16 protein-coding genes are annotated in these 15,868 nt (G+C 73.7%); 11 read left to right on the top strand and 5 right to left on the bottom strand.

Annotated elements, in window-relative coordinates:
• Nucleotides 1-40 precede the first annotated feature (40 nt).
• Both ABZ464_RS20605 and ABZ464_RS20600 read right to left on the bottom strand, forming a co-directional pair.
• Nucleotides 41-1,081 (bottom strand): alcohol dehydrogenase catalytic domain-containing protein, encoded by a 1,041-nt coding sequence (locus ABZ464_RS20605; RefSeq protein WP_359278956.1) that lies wholly within the window; start codon nucleotides 1,079-1,081, stop codon nucleotides 41-43.
• Nucleotides 1,082-1,172: 91 nt separating this feature from the next.
• Nucleotides 1,173-1,526 (bottom strand): hypothetical protein, encoded by a 354-nt coding sequence (locus ABZ464_RS20600; RefSeq protein ID WP_359278954.1) that lies wholly within the window; start codon nucleotides 1,524-1,526, stop codon nucleotides 1,173-1,175.
• A 751-nt stretch (nucleotides 1,527-2,277) separates the two neighbouring features.
• Here ABZ464_RS20600 and ABZ464_RS20595 point away from each other — a divergent pair.
• The 6 genes from ABZ464_RS20595 to ABZ464_RS20570 all read left to right on the top strand — a co-directional run bounded on the left by ABZ464_RS20595 (nucleotide 2,278) and on the right by ABZ464_RS20570 (nucleotide 7,268).
• Nucleotides 2,278-2,871 (top strand): MarR family transcriptional regulator, encoded by a 594-nt coding sequence (locus ABZ464_RS20595; protein WP_359278952.1) that lies wholly within the window; start codon nucleotides 2,278-2,280, stop codon nucleotides 2,869-2,871.
• A gap of 122 nt (nucleotides 2,872-2,993) precedes the next feature.
• Nucleotides 2,994-3,719, top strand: coding sequence for a response regulator transcription factor (locus ABZ464_RS20590; protein WP_359278951.1), 726 nt, complete (start codon nucleotides 2,994-2,996; stop codon nucleotides 3,717-3,719).
• 200 nt (nucleotides 3,720-3,919) lie between these two features.
• Nucleotides 3,920-5,152 (top strand): cytochrome P450, encoded by a 1,233-nt coding sequence (locus tag ABZ464_RS20585; protein WP_359278949.1) that lies wholly within the window; start codon nucleotides 3,920-3,922, stop codon nucleotides 5,150-5,152.
• Between the two features lie 74 nt (nucleotides 5,153-5,226).
• Nucleotides 5,227-5,430, top strand: a complete 204-nt coding sequence (locus ABZ464_RS20580) for a ferredoxin (protein ID WP_359278947.1) — start codon at nucleotides 5,227-5,229, stop codon at nucleotides 5,428-5,430.
• On the top strand, nucleotides 5,427-6,599 hold the full coding sequence (locus ABZ464_RS20575) for an FAD-dependent oxidoreductase (protein ID WP_359278945.1): 1,173 nt from the start codon (nucleotides 5,427-5,429) through the stop codon (nucleotides 6,597-6,599). Before ABZ464_RS20580 ends, ABZ464_RS20575 begins: the two co-directional genes overlap by 4 nt.
• A gap of 156 nt (nucleotides 6,600-6,755) precedes the next feature.
• Nucleotides 6,756-7,268 carry a MarR family transcriptional regulator gene (locus tag ABZ464_RS20570; protein ID WP_359278943.1) on the top strand — a complete coding sequence of 171 codons (513 nt, stop codon included), beginning with the start codon at nucleotides 6,756-6,758 and terminating at the stop codon, nucleotides 7,266-7,268.
• Here the strand turns inward: ABZ464_RS20570 and ABZ464_RS20565 are convergent.
• Nucleotides 7,258-8,403: an MFS transporter gene (locus tag ABZ464_RS20565; RefSeq protein WP_359279013.1), complete on the bottom strand. Its 1,146-nt coding sequence runs from the start codon at nucleotides 8,401-8,403 to the stop codon at nucleotides 7,258-7,260. The genes ABZ464_RS20570 and ABZ464_RS20565 overlap by 11 nt on opposite strands.
• A gap of 93 nt (nucleotides 8,404-8,496) precedes the next feature.
• Between ABZ464_RS20565 and ABZ464_RS20560 the strand changes: the two genes are divergently transcribed.
• The 4 genes from ABZ464_RS20560 (at nucleotide 8,497) to ABZ464_RS20545 (ending at nucleotide 12,681) form a co-directional block, all read left to right on the top strand.
• On the top strand, nucleotides 8,497-9,285 hold the full coding sequence (locus tag ABZ464_RS20560; RefSeq protein ID WP_359278941.1) for a helix-turn-helix transcriptional regulator: 789 nt from the start codon (nucleotides 8,497-8,499) through the stop codon (nucleotides 9,283-9,285).
• A gap of 121 nt (nucleotides 9,286-9,406) precedes the next feature.
• Entirely contained in the window at nucleotides 9,407-9,787 is a 381-nt protein-coding gene (locus ABZ464_RS20555; RefSeq protein ID WP_359278939.1) for a MauE/DoxX family redox-associated membrane protein, read from the top strand.
• The gene (locus ABZ464_RS20550) at nucleotides 9,784-10,251 is read left to right on the top strand and encodes a peroxiredoxin (protein ID WP_359278937.1); all 468 of its coding nucleotides are present in this window, start codon (nucleotides 9,784-9,786) and stop codon (nucleotides 10,249-10,251) included. Before ABZ464_RS20555 ends, ABZ464_RS20550 begins: the two co-directional genes overlap by 4 nt.
• Nucleotides 10,252-10,332: 81 nt before the next feature.
• Nucleotides 10,333-12,681 (top strand): SpoIIE family protein phosphatase, encoded by a 2,349-nt coding sequence (locus ABZ464_RS20545; protein WP_359278934.1) that lies wholly within the window; start codon nucleotides 10,333-10,335, stop codon nucleotides 12,679-12,681.
• Nucleotides 12,682-12,738: 57 nt separating this feature from the next.
• Here ABZ464_RS20545 and ABZ464_RS20540 read toward each other — a convergent pair whose 3' ends face one another.
• Nucleotides 12,739-13,569: an aldo/keto reductase gene (locus tag ABZ464_RS20540; protein WP_359278932.1), complete on the bottom strand. Its 831-nt coding sequence runs from the start codon at nucleotides 13,567-13,569 to the stop codon at nucleotides 12,739-12,741.
• Between the two features lie 153 nt (nucleotides 13,570-13,722).
• Between ABZ464_RS20540 and ABZ464_RS20535 the strand changes: the two genes are divergently transcribed.
• Nucleotides 13,723-14,691 carry a TauD/TfdA family dioxygenase gene (locus ABZ464_RS20535; RefSeq protein WP_359278930.1) on the top strand — a complete coding sequence of 323 codons (969 nt, stop codon included), beginning with the start codon at nucleotides 13,723-13,725 and terminating at the stop codon, nucleotides 14,689-14,691.
• Nucleotides 14,692-14,831: 140 nt separating this feature from the next.
• On the opposite strand, the gene ABZ464_RS20530 is transcribed toward ABZ464_RS20535, so the two are convergent.
• On the bottom strand, nucleotides 14,832-15,866 hold the full coding sequence (locus ABZ464_RS20530; protein ID WP_359278928.1) for an LLM class flavin-dependent oxidoreductase: 1,035 nt from the start codon (nucleotides 15,864-15,866) through the stop codon (nucleotides 14,832-14,834).
• Nucleotides 15,867-15,868: the final 2 nt, after the last annotated feature.

The following is a 15,868-nucleotide window of genomic DNA, read 5'->3' as shown; positions in this document are numbered from 1 at the left end:
CCGCCGGGCGCACCCGGCGGCCGGTTCACGGACCGTGGGCTCAGGCCTCCAGCGTGACGACGACCTTCTCCGCGGCGCCCGGCGTCAGCGCCAGCTCGAAGGCGCGGTCGGCCTCCGCGAACGGCACCCGGTGGCTGATCAGCCGGGCGAACCGCTCCCGGTGCTCGACCAGCTCCGGCGTCACCTCGAAGATCTCGGTGGGGTAGCCCTGGGAGGGGACGAGGGTCAGCTCGCTGCGGAGCATGCCGCCGAGGTCGATCTCGCCCTTCTTCTGCACGGCCACCATGACCAGCTTGGCGTGCCACTTGGCGTTGGCCACGACGGTGTTGAACACAGCCGGCGCGCCGGCCGCGTCGAGGTAGATGTCGGTGCCGACGCGGGGCTGGCCGAGCGCGTTGACGGCCTCGCCGTGCAGCTCGGTCAGCCGCGCGGTGACGTCCTCCTCCGCCGAGTTGATCACGGCGTCCGCGCCCACGGCCAGTGCCTTCTCCAGCCGGGAGGGGATGACGTCGGCGACGACGACGTGCTTGACGCCGCGCAGCTTGAACCAGATGGCCGCGCCCAGGCCGATGGGTCCGGCGCCGAAGACCACCACCTTGTCGTCGGGGCCCGCCTCGGAGCGGTTGACGGCGTGCCGTGCCACGGCCATCGGCTCGTTGAGCGAGGCCACGTCGAAGGGCACGGTGTCGGGGAAGACGGCGACGCTCCTGCCGACCTCGGCGTTCTCGATGAGCAGGAATTCGCTCATGCCGCCGTACTTCCCGCCGCAGCCGATGATGCCGGTGGGGGCGTCCTGCGGGTTGACGACCACCCGGTCGCCGATGTTCAGGCCCTCCACCTCGGAGCCGAGCTCCACGACCTCACCGGCCGGCTCGTGGCCGAGCGCCACCGGGACCGTCTCGCCGCCCAGATGGGCGCGGGCGGGCATACCGCCCATGTGGAGGAACGTGACGTCGGTGCCGCAGATGCCGCAGGCGCGGATCCGGACCAGGACGTCCTTGGGGCCGGGCACGGGCCGCTCGACGTCGACGACCTCGATCTTGTCGACGCCACCGGTCTGGACGGACTTCATCGTGCTCATGGGGAGAACCTCTCTCAGGTGTCGCTGGTTCGCTTGTCGCTTGTCGCTCATCGGTTATCGGTTATCGGGCATCGGCCGTGCACAGCGGTGGTCACACGCCGAGGCGCTCCAGGACGGCGTCCGCCATGCCCTGTTCGCCGCGTTCGTCGGGGTGGACGGCGGCGGCCGGGGCCGGCGGCACGAGCGGCTCGACCCGGCGCACCCGGCGGCCGGCGCAGGCGTCCCGCCCGACCGAGGGCGTGTGCGTGTCCACACAGCCCGCGGTGAGCCCCGTCTCGGCGCCGCAGCCGGCGGTGTGCGGGGGCAGGACCGCCGGGTGGCCGACGACGTGGACTCGGGCCTTCGGTGCGCCGCCGGACCTCGGCCGGAGCCGTCGCCGGCCGCGCGTCCGCCGCGTCGATCCGCTGCCGTATCCCGTCGGTGCCCTCGGAGACGTACCGGGCACGACAGAGCGCCTCGCTTCCCGGGCCGGCCCGCAGGGCCTGTTGCGAAAGTCCCTCCCCCAAAGGGGGTACCCCCAGCCCGGCGACGCCTGGCACGGCCTCCCGCCGCGCCGGGCGAAGCCCCAGGTGCAAGACCGGTCCGGCCGGTGAGCGCGGACAGCTGTGCGGGGTTGGTGCCGCGGTCCGTGGACTGCGGCGCGGTCAGGTCCGCCAGGGTCGCGCCGCTGCAGCTGACGTCACGGAAGTCGGCCGCGGGGGCCGGGTGGTTGCGGTCGGAGCGGTCGCAGCCGATGGGGGTGCCGGTGCGGTCCGGGATCTCGGGGCGCGCGGTGCGGGAGTCGCCCAGCGCCCCGTACGGGCCGCGCGGCGGTGGGGGGTCGGCCGGGGCGTCGTGCCGGCCGGCCACGATCGCGGTGGTGAGCACGCCGCAGGCGAGCGCCCCGGCCGGCGCGGCGCGTACGGGGGTCTTCATACGGAGGTCTCCAGGGGAGGGGGGTCGGTCGGTCGTCCCGGGGGATCCACGCCGGAGGTGGTGTCCCCGGGCCCGGGGCCGACAGGGGGGAGCGCGTCGGCGGCCGGGCCCGGGGCGTGGGCCGCTCCCCGTCCCCACGGGTGCGGCGCCGGGGAGCCGCCTCCGCTCAAGGCGGCTCCGGTCCGGGTTGCTTGAGTTAGGCAAACACATGTGGATTACTTGAGTCAAGCAAACTTGAAGATTTACTTGAGTTAGGCAAGCAGAAAGGTAGGGTGAGACCCATGTCCCCCTCACCGCCCGCCGTGCCGGTCGCCTCGCCCGCAGTGGTCGAGATCGAACGGTCCCTCACGCGCGTCGCCTATCTGAGCGTCCGCGCACGTCGGCACGACCGGCTGGTCGCCATGGCGGGCGTACCGCTGGACCGGGCCGCCGTCGCGATGCTGCGCCGGATCGCCGAGCACGATCCGCTGCGCCCGGGGGAGCTGGCCCAGGTGCTCGCCGTCCAGGCCTCGCACGTCACCCGTCAGGTGCAGCGGCTCCAGCAGGCCGGATACGTCACCCGGGTCCCCGACCCCGAGGACCCCCGCGCCCGCCGGATCCGCCTCACCGCCCTCGGTGAGGACGCCGTGGCCCGGCTGGGGGAGGCGGGCGCCCGCGGCATGCAGATGGTCCTCGCCGACTGGTCACCGACAGAACTGAGACTGCTCGCCCGACTGGTGCGCCGTATGGCGGATGTCCTGCTGTCGGAGAAGGCCGTATCCGACAGTCCCGCTGCCTCTGGGGATCCCGCCGGGGTCGCCGACCCCGCTGCGGTCGCCTGCCCCGCCACGTCCACCACCTCCACCACGCCCCCAGGGGAAAGGCCCGGTTCCTGATGCGTGCACCCCGACAGTCCCGGCGTGACGATCGTCGGGTCAGCGGTCTGCGGTATTCCGGCGGTCCCGCCGAACCGCCCGGGCCGTTATCCCGTCCCGGACTCTCGCGTACGGTCTCGCCCATGGCCGCCGACCCGCCCGTGAAACCCTCGCTCGCCCGGGGGGCCGGGCAGTATGTGCTGATCCTCGCCGGTGAACCCGACACCGCCGAACTGCTCGCCACCACGCTGGAGTTGGCCGGCTACCGGATCGGCCTCACGGGCACCGCCGCCGACGCGCTGGCCCGGCTCGACGCGGACCGCTTCGATCTGCTGGTCGTCGACACCACCCTGCCCGATCTGCCCGGCATCGCCCGCGCGGGCCGCCCGGTGATCGCCCACCGGCCACCGGTCCTCTATCTCACCCCGTACGACTCCCTCGGCAGTCTGCTGCCCGAACTCGGCCTGGGGGAGAAGGACTACGTCACCAAGCCGTTCAGAGTGGCCGAGGTGCTGGCCCGGATGCAGGTCCTGCTGCGCGGCACCGCCGCCCCCGGCCGCCCCGGCCACTCCCCGTGCTACGACGACCTCGTCCTGGACGACACCCTCTGCCGGGCCTGGCGCGGCACCCGCGCCCTCGACCTCACCCCCGCCGAGTACCGCCTGCTCCGTCACCTCCTCGTCAACGCGCACCGGGTGCTCTCGAAGGAGCAGATCAGCCGGTACGTCTGGGGCGACTTCCGCGGCGACAACGCGATCGAGCAACTCCTCTCCCGGCTGCGGCGCAAGGTGGACCGGGACATGCCGCCGCTGATCCACACCCGCAGGGGTTTCGGCTACTGGCTGGGGAGGTCGGACGTCGAGGACTGACGGACCGTCGGGCGGCGGGTGGGCCGCCCTCAACTCGCCATGTGATCCAGGTCACGTCAGGTTTCTGTCAGGGAACTGACCGCAAGCCGTCAGCCCCCTCTGTTTGCCTGGGCCCATCGAGGACTCGACCCCCTTCCCTCCCCCAGTTCGACCCGGCGTTCCGGCCCGGCCGGAAGCCCCCCCCACCACCGAGGAGAGCCATGGCCGACACGCTGACCGGGCCGGTGCCCGGAGCCCCGGACGCGGTCCCCGAGTTCCCGATGCCGAGGGCGGCCCGCTGTCCCTTCGACCCGCCGCCCGCCCTGCGGGAGCTCCAGGAGCGGGCGCCGCTGTCCAAGGTGCGGCTCTGGGACGGCACCGAGCCCTGGCTCGTCACCCGCTACGCCGACCAGCGGGCGCTGCTGGGCGACCCCCGGGTCAGCGCGGACACCGACAGCCCCGGCTACCCGACCAAGGCCAGCCCCGAGGGCGGTGAGGGCAAGCTCGGCTTCATCATGATGGACGACCCCGAGCACGCTCGGCTGCGCCGGATGGTGACGGCGCCGTTCGCCATCAAGAAGGTCGAGGCCATGCGCCCGGCGGTGCAGCGGATCGTGGACGACCTGGTCGACAAGCTGCTGGCCGGCCCGAAACCGGTGGACCTGGTGGAGGAGTTCGCGCTGCCGATCCCCTCGCTGGTGATCTGCGAACTGCTCGGCGTGCCCTACGACGACCACGCCTTCTTCCAGGACAACACCAAGACGATGGTCCACCGGGACGCGACGCCCGAGCAGCGCGGGGTGGCCGGCCGCGAGATCGCCGCGTACCTCGGCGGACTCATCGGCAAGCGGCTCGCCGAACCCTGCGACGACCTGCTGTCGAGCATCGCCGGCCGGGTCGCGGCCGGCGAGATCGACCACCAGCAGGCCATGGAGATGGCGCTGCTCCTGCTCTTCGCCGGCCACGAGACCACCGCGAACATGATCGCGCTCGGCACCCTGGCCCTGCTCCAGCACCCCGACCAGCTGGCCCTGCTGCGCGAGACCGACGATCCCAAGCTGGTCGCCTCCGCCGTCGAGGAGCTGCTGCGCTATCTGCACATCACCCACCTCGGCCGGCGCCGCGCGGTCCTCGAGGACATCGAGATCGGCGGCCGGGTCATCAAGGCCGGCGAAGGCGTGATCATGGTCAATGAGATCGGCAACCGCGACCCCGAGGTCTTCGCGGACCCCGACCGGCTCGACATCACCCGGGACGCGCGCCGCCATGTCGCCTTCGGTTTCGGCGTCCACCAGTGCCTCGGCCAGCCGCTCGCCCGGATGGAGCTCCAGGTCGTCTACGGCACCCTCTACCGGCGCATCCCGACCCTGAAGCTGGTCGGCTCGCTCGACGACGTCCGCTTCAAGCACGACGCCTTCATCTACGGCGTCCACTCCCTGCCCGTGACCTGGTGACGGTTCCCCGTCCCGCACAGCACGACCGCAGTCGCACACGGAACGCGAAGAACAGAAAGAACAAGGGGAATCCCATGACCTCCCACAAGGTGGAGCTGGAAGCCGACAAGTGCGTCGCCTCGGGACAGTGCGTGGTCGCCGCCATGCAGGTCTTCGACCAGGACGACGACGGCATCGCGATCCTGCTGGAGGAGTCGCCCGGGCCCGAGCTCCTCGACGACGTCCGCGAGGCCGTCGCCGTCTGCCCGGCCGCCGCGATCCGCCTGGTCGAGCAGTGAACCGGATCGTGGTCGTCGGGGCCTCGGCCGCCGGACTCGCGGCGGTCGAGACCCTCCGCCGCGAGGGGTACGACGGCATCCTCACCCTCGTCGGCGACGAGGCGCACCTGCCGTACGACCGCCCGCCGCTGTCCAAGCAGCTCCTCGCCTCCGAATGGGAGGAGGACCGCCTCGCCCTGCGCCGCCCCGAGGACCTCGCCGCCCTCGGCCTGGACCTGCGGCTCGGCACCGCCGCCCACGGCCTGGACGTGGTGGAGCGCCGGGTGCGGCTGGCCGACGGCACCGCGTTGCCGTACGACGGACTGATCGTCGCCACCGGTGTACGGCCGCGGCGACTGCCCGGCGAGGGGGCGCATGTGCTGCGCACCCTGGAGGACGCCCTCACCCTGCGGGAACGGCTGGAGCCGGGCTGCCGGCTGGTCGTCGTCGGCGCCGGTTTCCTCGGCGCGGAGGCGGCGGCCGTCGCCTGGCGGCTGGGCGCCCTCGTCACCCTGCTGGAACCGGCGGCGGTGCCCCTGGCCCACGCCGTAGGCGAGGACGTCGGACGCGTGCTGTCCCAGGCCCATCGCGACCGGGGCGTCGACCTGCGCTGCGGGGTGACCGTCACCGAGGTGACCGAGGACGGCGTCCGGCTCGCGGACGGCGCGGTCGTCGACGCCGACGAGGTGCTCGTGGCGGTCGGCTCGCTGCCCAACACCGACTGGCTGGCGGGCAGCGGACTGCCGGTCGGCGACGGTGTCGTGTGCGACGAGTACCTGGAGGCCGCCCGGGGTGTGTACGCCGCCGGGGACGTGGCCCGCTGGTACAACCCGCTGTTCGGCACGGCGATGCGGATCGAGCATCGTACCAACGCGGCTGAGCAGGGCATGGCCGCCGCGCGCAATCTGCTCGCCGCCCCGGAGGCCCGCAAGCCGTTCGCGCCGGTGCCGTACTTCTGGTCGGACCAGTACGACATGAAGATCCAGGCCCATGGCTTCCTGCGCGGCCACGACGAGGTGGCCGTGGTCGAGGGCGACCTCGCCGCAGGCCGGTTCGTGGCCGCGTACCGCACCGGCGACCGGGTGAGCGGGGCCCTCGCGGTCGGCATGCCGCCGAAGGCGATCCGGCCGTGGCGCCAGGCGATCGCGACGGGAGCGGCCTGGGGCGAGAGCGTCCGCGTCCCGGCGTAGGGAGCCGGCGTAAGAGTGACGAGCGGGGCCCCGGCGGGCGGTGCGAGCCTGCCGGGGCCCTTACGCTTGCCCCGGCATCGTCCTTCAGAAGGAGATGTGCGTCAACGCACGCAGTAACTTACTTGAGTTACGCAACAAGATGGTAAAGTGGGTCGCATGTCCACCGAACCGCTCCCCCTGCCCGCAGTGGCCACCCCGGAAGTGACCGAGATCGAGCGCGCGCTCACCCGGATCACCTATCTGAGCACCCGTGCCCGCCAGCACGACCGGCTGATGGCGCTGGCCGGCGTCCCCCTGGACCGGGCCGCCGTGGCGCTGCTGCGCCAGGTCGCCGACTCCGAGCCGCTGCGCCCCGGGGAGCTGGCCCAGCGCCTGGGCGTGGAGGCCTCCCATGTGACCCGCACGGTGCAGCAGCTGCAGAAGTCCGGCTATGTCACCCGGGTCCCCGACCCCGACGACGGCCGGGCCCAGCGGATCCAGCTCACCGACGCCGGCCGCGAGGCCATCGACCGGGTCCGGGACGCGGGCGCCCGCGGAATGCAGCTCGCCCTGGCCGACTGGTCCCCCGAGGAGCTCGGCCAGCTCGCCACGCTCTTCCACCGCATGGTCGACGACTTCCTCTCCTACGCCATCGACGAGGAGAACGAGCAGCCGACACTCAGCGCCTGACCCGCTCCGGGCCGGCCGCGGGGGCGGCGGCCCCGCCCGGCTCCGGCAGCCCCCGCAGCAGCAGCCAGGCCACCACCGGCGGGAGCAGCAGGGGGACCAGGCCGGTCCGCAGGCTCGTGGCGTCCGCGAGCGCCCCGAGGGCCGGAGCGGCGAGCCCTCCGACGCTCACCGTCAGCCCCAGGGTGACGCCGCTCGCCGTGCCCATGTGCCGGGGCAGACAGTCCTGGCCCAGGGTCACATGCAGCGAGAACGGCACGTACAGCCCGGCCGAGGCGAGCGCCACGCACCCGTACAGCGCGGGCCCCGGCACCAGCAGCACCCCCGCGACGGCGATCAGGGTCACCCCGTACGAGCCGCGCACCACCGGGAGCCGGCCGTACCGCTCGGCCAGCCTGCTCCCGGCCAGCGTCCCCACCGCGCCGCCCGCGTAGAGCACGCACAGCGCGACCGTGCCGGCCGCCGCACCGCCCCCGGTGCGCTCCCGCACGTACAGCGCGACGAACGTGCTCAGCCCGACGAAGACCACCGAGCGGCACAGCACGGCACCCGACAGCCGCAGGAACGCCGGCCAGTCGTCCCGGCCCGCCGCCTCGGTCCCGCCGGCCCCCGCGGCCCGGGCGCCCGTCGAGCGCACCGCAGCCGCGCACAGCACCACCCCCACCACGGCGGGCACGGCCAGCAGGGGAGTCGCCCGCAGTCCCCAGGTCGCCACCACGCCCGACACGAGCAGCGGGGCGCACGCGAAGCCGACGTTCCCGCCGAGCGCGAACCAGCCCATCGCCGTATGGCTGCCGCCCGACACGGCCCGCGCGGCCCGTGCCGCCTCCGGGTGGTAGGCCGCCACGCCCACCCCGGACACCGCGACCAGCGCCAGCGTGAGCGCGTACGAGCCGCCGGTCCCGCTCAGCGCCACGCCGGTCCCGGCCGCCGCCGCGCTCAGCGGCAGCAGCCGGGGCAGCGCCCGCCGGTCGGTGAGCAGCCCGAACAGCGGCTGGGCCACCGACGACAGCAGCGAGGCCGCGAGGACCACGCCCGAGGCGGCGGCATAGGACCAGGCGCGCTCGGCGACGAAGAAGGGGACCAGGGCGGCCACGGCCCCCTGGTACACGTCCACGCACGCATGGCCCAGGGACATCAGGGTGAGAGGCCGGTTCACCGGCGGTCGCTTCGGCACACCGCGATCCTCGCGACCTCCGCCCCTGTCGCGCTTCCGATAATCTGCCCGACTGTGTCGAACATCCGCCACACCGCCCCCGGTGAGGGCCACGCCCCGGCCGCCGTCCGCCACGCCGCCACCGCCCCGACCCGGGCCAGGGTCCTGGCCCCCGGTGAGCGCATCGACGCGCACCGCCACGACGACCACCAGATCGTCTACGCCGGTTCCGGCGTCCTCGCCGTCACCACCGACGCCGGCACCTGGTTCGCGCCCGGCACCCGCGCCCTGTGGGTGCCCGCGGGCACCGCGCACGCCCACCGGGCCTACGGCCATCTCGACCTGCACCTGGTCGGGCTGCCCGCCGAGGACAACCCGCTCGGCCTCGACACCCCCGCCGTCCTGGCCGTCAGCCCCCTCCTGCGGGAACTGATCCGCGCCTACACCGCCGACCCCGAGGACACGAGCCCCGAGCGGGCCCGGCTCCTGCCCGTCCTCCGTGACCAGCTGCGCGTCTCCCCGCAGCAGCCGATGCGTCTGCCCACCCCCGCCGACCCCCGGCTCGCCGCGGTCTGCGCGCTCGTCCACGCCGACCCGGCCGACCAGCGCACCCTCGCCGCGCTCGGCGCCGCCACCGGCACCGGGGAGCGCACGCTCAGCCGCCTCTTCCGCCGCGAGTTCGGCATGACCTTCCCCCAGTGGCGCACCCAGTCCCGGCTCTACCACGCCCTGCGGCTGCTCGCCGACGGCACCCCCGTCACCACGGTCGCCCTGCGCTGCGGCTGGTCCTCCGCCAGCGCCTTCATCGACGTCTTCCGCCGCTCCTTCGGCCATACACCGGGCCGCTACGGCCGCGAGGACTGACCGGGGCGCCATCGGCACCGGCGGGCAAGGGAGTTGCTGCTCCCGTACGGTCGTACCCCCGCCTCCGGAGCCTCGACTACCGTCCAGTAATGTCGGCTGCCAGGACTTCAGAGGAGGAACCTTGTCCCGGTCCGGACGCTCACCCCTGCTGCTGGCCGGCCTGCTGGCCACCGCGGGCGTGGCGCACTTCGCCGCCCCCCGCTCCTTCGACGCGACGATCCCGCGCGCCCTGCCGGGCTCGCCCAGGGCCTGGACGTACGGCAGCGGCGCCGCCGAGCTCGCGCTGGCGGCCGGACTGGCGCTGCCCCGGACCCGCAGGGCGGCCGCCCTGGCCAGTGCCGCGTTCTTCGTCGGCGTCTTCCCCGCCAACGTCAAGATGGCGCTGGACTGGCGCGACCGTCCCACCCCCCTCAAGGCCGCCGCGTTCGGTCGGCTGCCCCTGCAGGTGCCCCTCGTGCTGTGGGCCCGCAGCGTCGCGAACGGCACGGAAGGACGGTCATGACGAAGACGCTGGAGACCGGCGACAAGGTCGAGGACTTCTCGCTCCCCGACGAGACCGGCACGCCGCGCAGCCTCACGGAACTGCTCGCCGACGGCCCCGTCGTCCTCTTCTTCTACCCCGCCGCCCTCAGCCCCGGCTGCACCGCCGAGGCCTGCCACTTCCGCGACCTCGCCGCCGAGTTCGCCGCCGTGGGCGCCCGGCCGATCGGCATCAGCGGGGACTCCGTCGACCGCCAGCAGGAGTTCGCCGGCCGCCACACCCTCGGCATGACCCTGCTCTCCGACACCGACGGCAGCGTGCGGGAACGGTTCGGCGTGAAGCGGGGCGTCTCCCTGATGCCCACCAAGCGGGCCACCTTCGTCATCGCCCAGGACCGCACCGTCCTGGAGGTCGTCCGCAGCGAACTGCGCATGAACACCCATGCCGACCGCGCCCTGGACGCCCTGCGCGCCCACCGCGCCTGACCGGCCCCGCGCGGAACCCTCCGCTCCACGACCGGCCCCGCGCGGTTGATGCACCCGGGCAAAGGGACCATTCTGGACGACATGGAGCATGTCGTCGCTGCGGCGGTCATCGATGCCCGGGGCGTCGTGACGGGCTGGAGCGAGGGTGCCCGCCTGCTGACGGGCCATCCGGCCGAGGAGGCCGTGGGGCGGGCGGCGACCGACCTGCTCGCCGAGGAGCTCCCCCGGCTTCCGGCGCCGGGGTGGACGCGGCCCGTCGTCGTACGCCACCGCGACGGCCACCCCGTCGCCCTCACCGTCACCGCCTGCCCGGTCCTCGGCCCCGACGGGGAGCCGGTCGGCTGGACCCTCACGGCCGTCCGGCCCTCGGCCCTGGAACCGACCGTCGCGGGACGGGCCTTCCAGCAGGCGTCCATGTCGATGTCCGTCTTCGACCCCGACCAGCACTATCTGCGGCTGAACGAGGTCGCCTGCAAGGTCATGGGCGTGCCCGAGGACGTCCTGCTCGGCCGCCACTTCCCCGACACCGTCGCCGAGGCCGAGCACAGCCGCGGCTTCAACTGGCACCTCCGGCAGGTCGCCGAGACCGGCCGTCCGCTCCGCTACGAGAGCTGGACCGGCGCCCCCTCCCTCAACCGGGAGCACGCGTGGACCACCGAGATGTGGCCGGTGCGCGAGCCCTCCGGAGAGGTCGTCGGGGTCGCCCTGGCCGCGTTCGACAGCACCGAGCAGTACCTGGCCCGCCAGCGGCTGGCCCTGCTGAACGAGGCGGCGGCCTCCATCGGCACCACCCTCGACGTGGTGCGCACCACCGAGGAGGTGGTCGATCTCCTCGTCCCGCGGTTCGCCGACTTCGTCAGCGTCGACCTGCTGGACTGGGTCCTCGGCGCCGACGAACCGCCGCCCGTCCCGGACGGCGAGGTCGTGCTGCGCCGCGTCGCGCACGGTTCCGCCCGCGAAGGCACCCCAGAGGCCGCGGTCCGGCTCGGCGAGACCGACGTGCATCCGCCCTTCAGCCCGCCCGCGCGCGCCCTGCGGGAGGGGCGCGCCGTCCGCATCCAGGCGGGCGAGCCCGACTTCATGCGCTGGCTCGTCGAACGCAACACGCGCGCTCCCGAGGGCCGCCGCTTCCGCACCGGGGTCCACTCGGTGATCTCGGTGCCGCTGCGCGCCCGGGGCACCACCCTGGGCGTCCTGGTCGGCGTCCGCATCGCCCACCCCGACGACTACGAGGACGACGACGCCGTCTTCGCCGAGGAGCTCGCCAGCCGGGCCGCCGTCTGCATCGACAACGCCCGCCGCTTCGCCCGCGAACGCAGCACCGCGCTCGCCCTCCAGCACAGCCTGCTGCCGCGCGGACTGCCCGGACAGGCCGCCGTCGAGGTCGCCCACCGCTATCTGCCCAGCGGCTCCACGGCCGGCATCGGCGGCGACTGGTTCGATGTGATCCCGCTCTCCGGCAGCCGGGTCGCCCTGGTCGTCGGGGACGTGGTCGGGCACGGCATCCCGTCCTCGGCCACCATGGGCCGGCTCTGCATGGCCGTCCGCACCCTCGCCGACGTGGACCTGCCGCCCGACGAACTGCTCACCCACCTCGACGACCTCGTCACCCATCTGGCGGGCTACCAGGAGGGCGGCGACGGCGAGGAGGTCGCCGAACTCGGCGCCACCTGCCTGTACGCCGTCTACGACCCCGTCAGCCGCCGCCTCGCCCTCGCCGCAGCCGGCCATCCCTCGCCGGCCGTCCTGCTGCCCGACGGCCGCGCCGAGCTGGTCCGGATGACCCCCGGCCCGCCGCTCGGGGTAGGCGGGCTGCCCTTCGAGGCGGTCGAGCTGGAGCTGCCCGAGGGCGCGGTCGTCGCCCTCTACACCGACGGCCTGATCGAGGACCGGGACCGGGACGTCGACCGTGCCACCAGTGAGCTGTGCAGCGCCCTCACCGCACCGGCCGCCACCCTCGACGCCCTGTGCGACACCGTGCTCAAGGCCGTCCTGCCGGAGGAGCCCGGCGACGACGTGGCCCTGCTGCTGGCCCGCACCCGCGCCCTCGGCGCCGACCGGGTCGCCACCTGGGACGTGCAGCCCGACCCCGCCCATGTCGCCGCCACCCGGCAGGCCGCCACCGAGCAACTCGCCGCCTGGGGGCTGGAGGAGACCGCGTTCGTCACCGAACTCGTCGTCAGCGAACTGGTCACCAACGCCATCCGCTACGGCGAACCCCCCATCCAGCTCCGGCTGATCCGCGACCGCAGCCTCATCTGCGAGGTCTCCGACGGCAGTTCCACCTCCCCGCACCTGCGCCGCGCCCACGCCTTCGACGAGGGCGGGCGCGGCCTGCTGCTGGTCGCACAGCTCACCCAGCGCTGGGGCAGCCGGCAGACGGACCGGGGCAAGACGATCTGGGCGGAACAGAGCCTCGACCCGCAGTGACCCCCAGCACGCCTTCGCAACGCAACGCCTCGGCCGCCGCTGTCCCGGTTTTGAACCTCAGAACTCCTCGTGGGTCTCCGGATCGCCGCCCAGCCGCTCATGGACCCGGTCCGCGATCGCGCTCATCTGGGCGGGACCGAGGTCGAAACCGAAGACGTCCAGGTTGGCGCCCTGACGGCCGGGATCGGCGGACTTCGGGATGGGGACCGCGCCGAGCTGGACGTGCCAGCGCAGCACGACCTGCGCGGGGGTGACCCCGAGCGCCTCGGAGACCTGCACCACCGCGGGGTCCTGGAGCAGGGCCGAGCCCCGCCCCAGCGGGCTCCAGCTCTCCGTGACGATGCCCTTCGCCGCGTGGAAGGCGCGCAGCTCGTCCTGCGGGAAGAGGGGGTGCAGCTCGATCTGGTTCACCGACGGCAGGACACCCGTCTCCTTCGCCAGGCGCTCGATGTGCTCGGGCGTGAAGTTCGAGACGCCGATCGAACGGACCAGGCCCTGCTCGCGGAGCTCGATCATCGCCCGCCAGGAGTCGACGTACCGGCCGACCCGGGGGAGCGGCCAGTGGATCAGATAGAGGTCGACGTGGTCGAGGCCGAGGCGACGGCGGGACTCCTCGAAGGAGGCGAGGGTCTCCTCGTAACCGTGATGGCGGCCCGGGAGCTTGGTGGTGACCACGAGCTCCTCGCGCGCCACCCCGCCCCGCGCCACCCCGCGCCCGACCCCGCTCTCGTTGCGGTAGTTCGTCGCCGTGTCGATCAGCCGGTAGCCCCGCCCGAGCGCCCCGGCCACCGCCTCCTCCGCCTGCGCGTCGTCCATCGGCCAGGTCCCCAGACCGAGGGCCGGGAGTTTCGTACCGTCGTTGAGCGTGTACACCGGGATGTCGATCACCGTCTGCCCTTCCGCTGGAACGGGACTCGTCACTCCAGCCTCACGGATGAAGAGGTCACGATCAACCGGGCCCGCCTCCCGGGGCACTGTCGCCACGGCGGCGATTCACTGTCACGATCTTCGGCGAGGGTGTTCACGACGATCGGAGCGGGCATGACGACGGACTTCGACAGCCAGGCGACGGGGGCGGCCGGGGTCGAGGTGAAACCGGTCGCCGGGCACATCGGCGCCGAGATCGAGGGCGTGGACCTGGCCGCCGGCCTGGACGATGCCCAGGTCGCCGTGATCCGGGCGGCCGTGCTGCGCTGGAAGGTGGTGTTCTTCCGCGGACAGCGCCTCGACCACGCCGGACACGTGGCGTTCGCGCGACGGTTCGGCGAGCCCGTCGTGCTGCGCAAGCGGGGCGGCGCCTCGCCGGCGGACTTCCCGGAGATCGAGACCACCGCCGACCGGCTCGAACTGGGGGGCAGGTTCGGCATGGAGCACGACGAATGGCTCCAGCGCCGGCGGCACACCCTGCTGCGCGGCTGGCACTGCGACCACGGCGCCCGGATCGACCCGCCCGCCGCGACGATCCTGCGCGCCGAGACGGTCCCGCCCTACGGCGGCGACACCACCTGGTCGAACCTGGCCGCCGCGTACGCCGGACTGTCCGCGCCCGTACGGCAGTTCGTGGACGGCCTCAGGGCCGAGCACCGCCTCGGCGTCGGCTACCAGCCGCGGCCCGGTGAGGACGCCTACGTCCGCCATCTGCTCGACCACCAGGTCGCCGCCCTGCACCCGCTGGTCCGCGTCCACCCGGAGACCGGGGAGCGGATCCTGTACGTCAACGGCTACTACGTCGAGCAGATCGCCGACGTCTCCCGGGCCGAGAGCCGCGCCCTCCTCGATCTGCTGCTGGAACAGGCGGTGCGCCCCGAGTACACCGTCCGCTTCCGCTGGGAGCCCGGCAGCGTGGCCTTCTGGGACAACCGGGCCACCATCCACCTCGCCCCGTCCGACAACGCCCACCTGGGCTTCCCCCGCACCATGCACCGCGTGATGCTCACCGGCGACATCCCGGTCGGGGTGGACGGCAGGCCCTCGGAGCCGATCACGGGCACAGAACCGGGCCGCTGGTGAGGCTCGATCCGGGCCGCTGAAACAGGAGGGAGCCGGCACAGCGCAACGGCCGCCCGCTCGTGACCCGGCCGCCGCACATCCCGTGGAGAGGCCCGCGCCCCGGTCCGGAACACCGCCCTCCCGTCCGGGGTCCGCGACGGTCAGCCGGTCGCCGTCGGGTGCCACCCCAGCGCCGGGCCCAGCTTCGTCGCCGTGTCGGTGAGGATCTGTACGTAGTCCTCGTGCTCGAAGGTGAAGGGCAGCGCGAAGGCCACCTCGTCGATCTCGCGGAACGCGGCGTGCGCGTGGAGCCGCTCGGCGATCTCCTCGGAGGTGCCGACCAGGTCCGGTGCGAACAGCAGCCGTGCCGGACCCTGCGGGGACCGGGTGCGGGGCAGCCGCTTCGCCGCGAACTCCTCGTACCTGGCGCGCTGTTCGGGCGAGGCGGAGTCGGTGGGGATGACCACGAGCCCCTGGGAGACGCGGGCGGCCTCACCGTCGGGGTGCGCGGCGCGGAAGGCCTGCACGTGGGAGAGCTGGATCTCGGCGAAGTCCCGTGTGTCGTCCGGGCCTTCGGCCTTGACGACGCTGCTGGTGAGGAAGTTCATGCCGTGTTCCCCGGCCCACCGGGCCGAGCTCACGCTGCCGCCGCCGTACCACAGCCGCCGCCCGAGGCCGGGGGAGTGCGGCTGCACCCGGTCGGAGAACACCTCGAAGCCCTCGACCCCGCTGAAGTCGCTCGCGGACTTGCCCCGCACGAGGTCCAGCAGCCGCCGCACCCGCTCGTAGCCGAAGTCCTCGGCGTCGGCCGTGTCCGGGTACAGGGCGTCCTTGACCTGGTCGTAGTGCATCGGCGGGCCGACGCTCACCCCCGGGTTGAGCCGGCCGCCGGACAGGACGTCGACCGTGGCCAGGTCCTCGGCCAGCCGCAGCGGGTTCTCCCAGCCCAGCGGGATCACCGCGGTGCCGAGCTCGATCCGGCGGGTGCGCTGCGAGGCGGCCGCCAGGACGGCGACGGGGGAGGAGATGCCGTACTGCAGATGGCGGTGGCGCACCCACGCGCTGTCGAAGCCGAGCCGCTCGCCCAGCTCGATGATCTCCAGCGTGGTCTCGTGCCCGCGGCGCGGGTCGTCCCCGTCGAACAGCCCGATGGTGAGGAATCCCAGCTTGCGCAACGGGCGTGAGGCGGGCGGCACGG

This window comes from Streptomyces sp. NPDC005820 (assembly GCF_040630255.1).
GTDB lineage: Bacteria > Actinomycetota > Actinomycetes > Streptomycetales > Streptomycetaceae > Streptomyces.
Note: the sequence above shows the minus strand (reverse complement) of the source record. Positions and strands in the feature narration are given on the sequence as shown.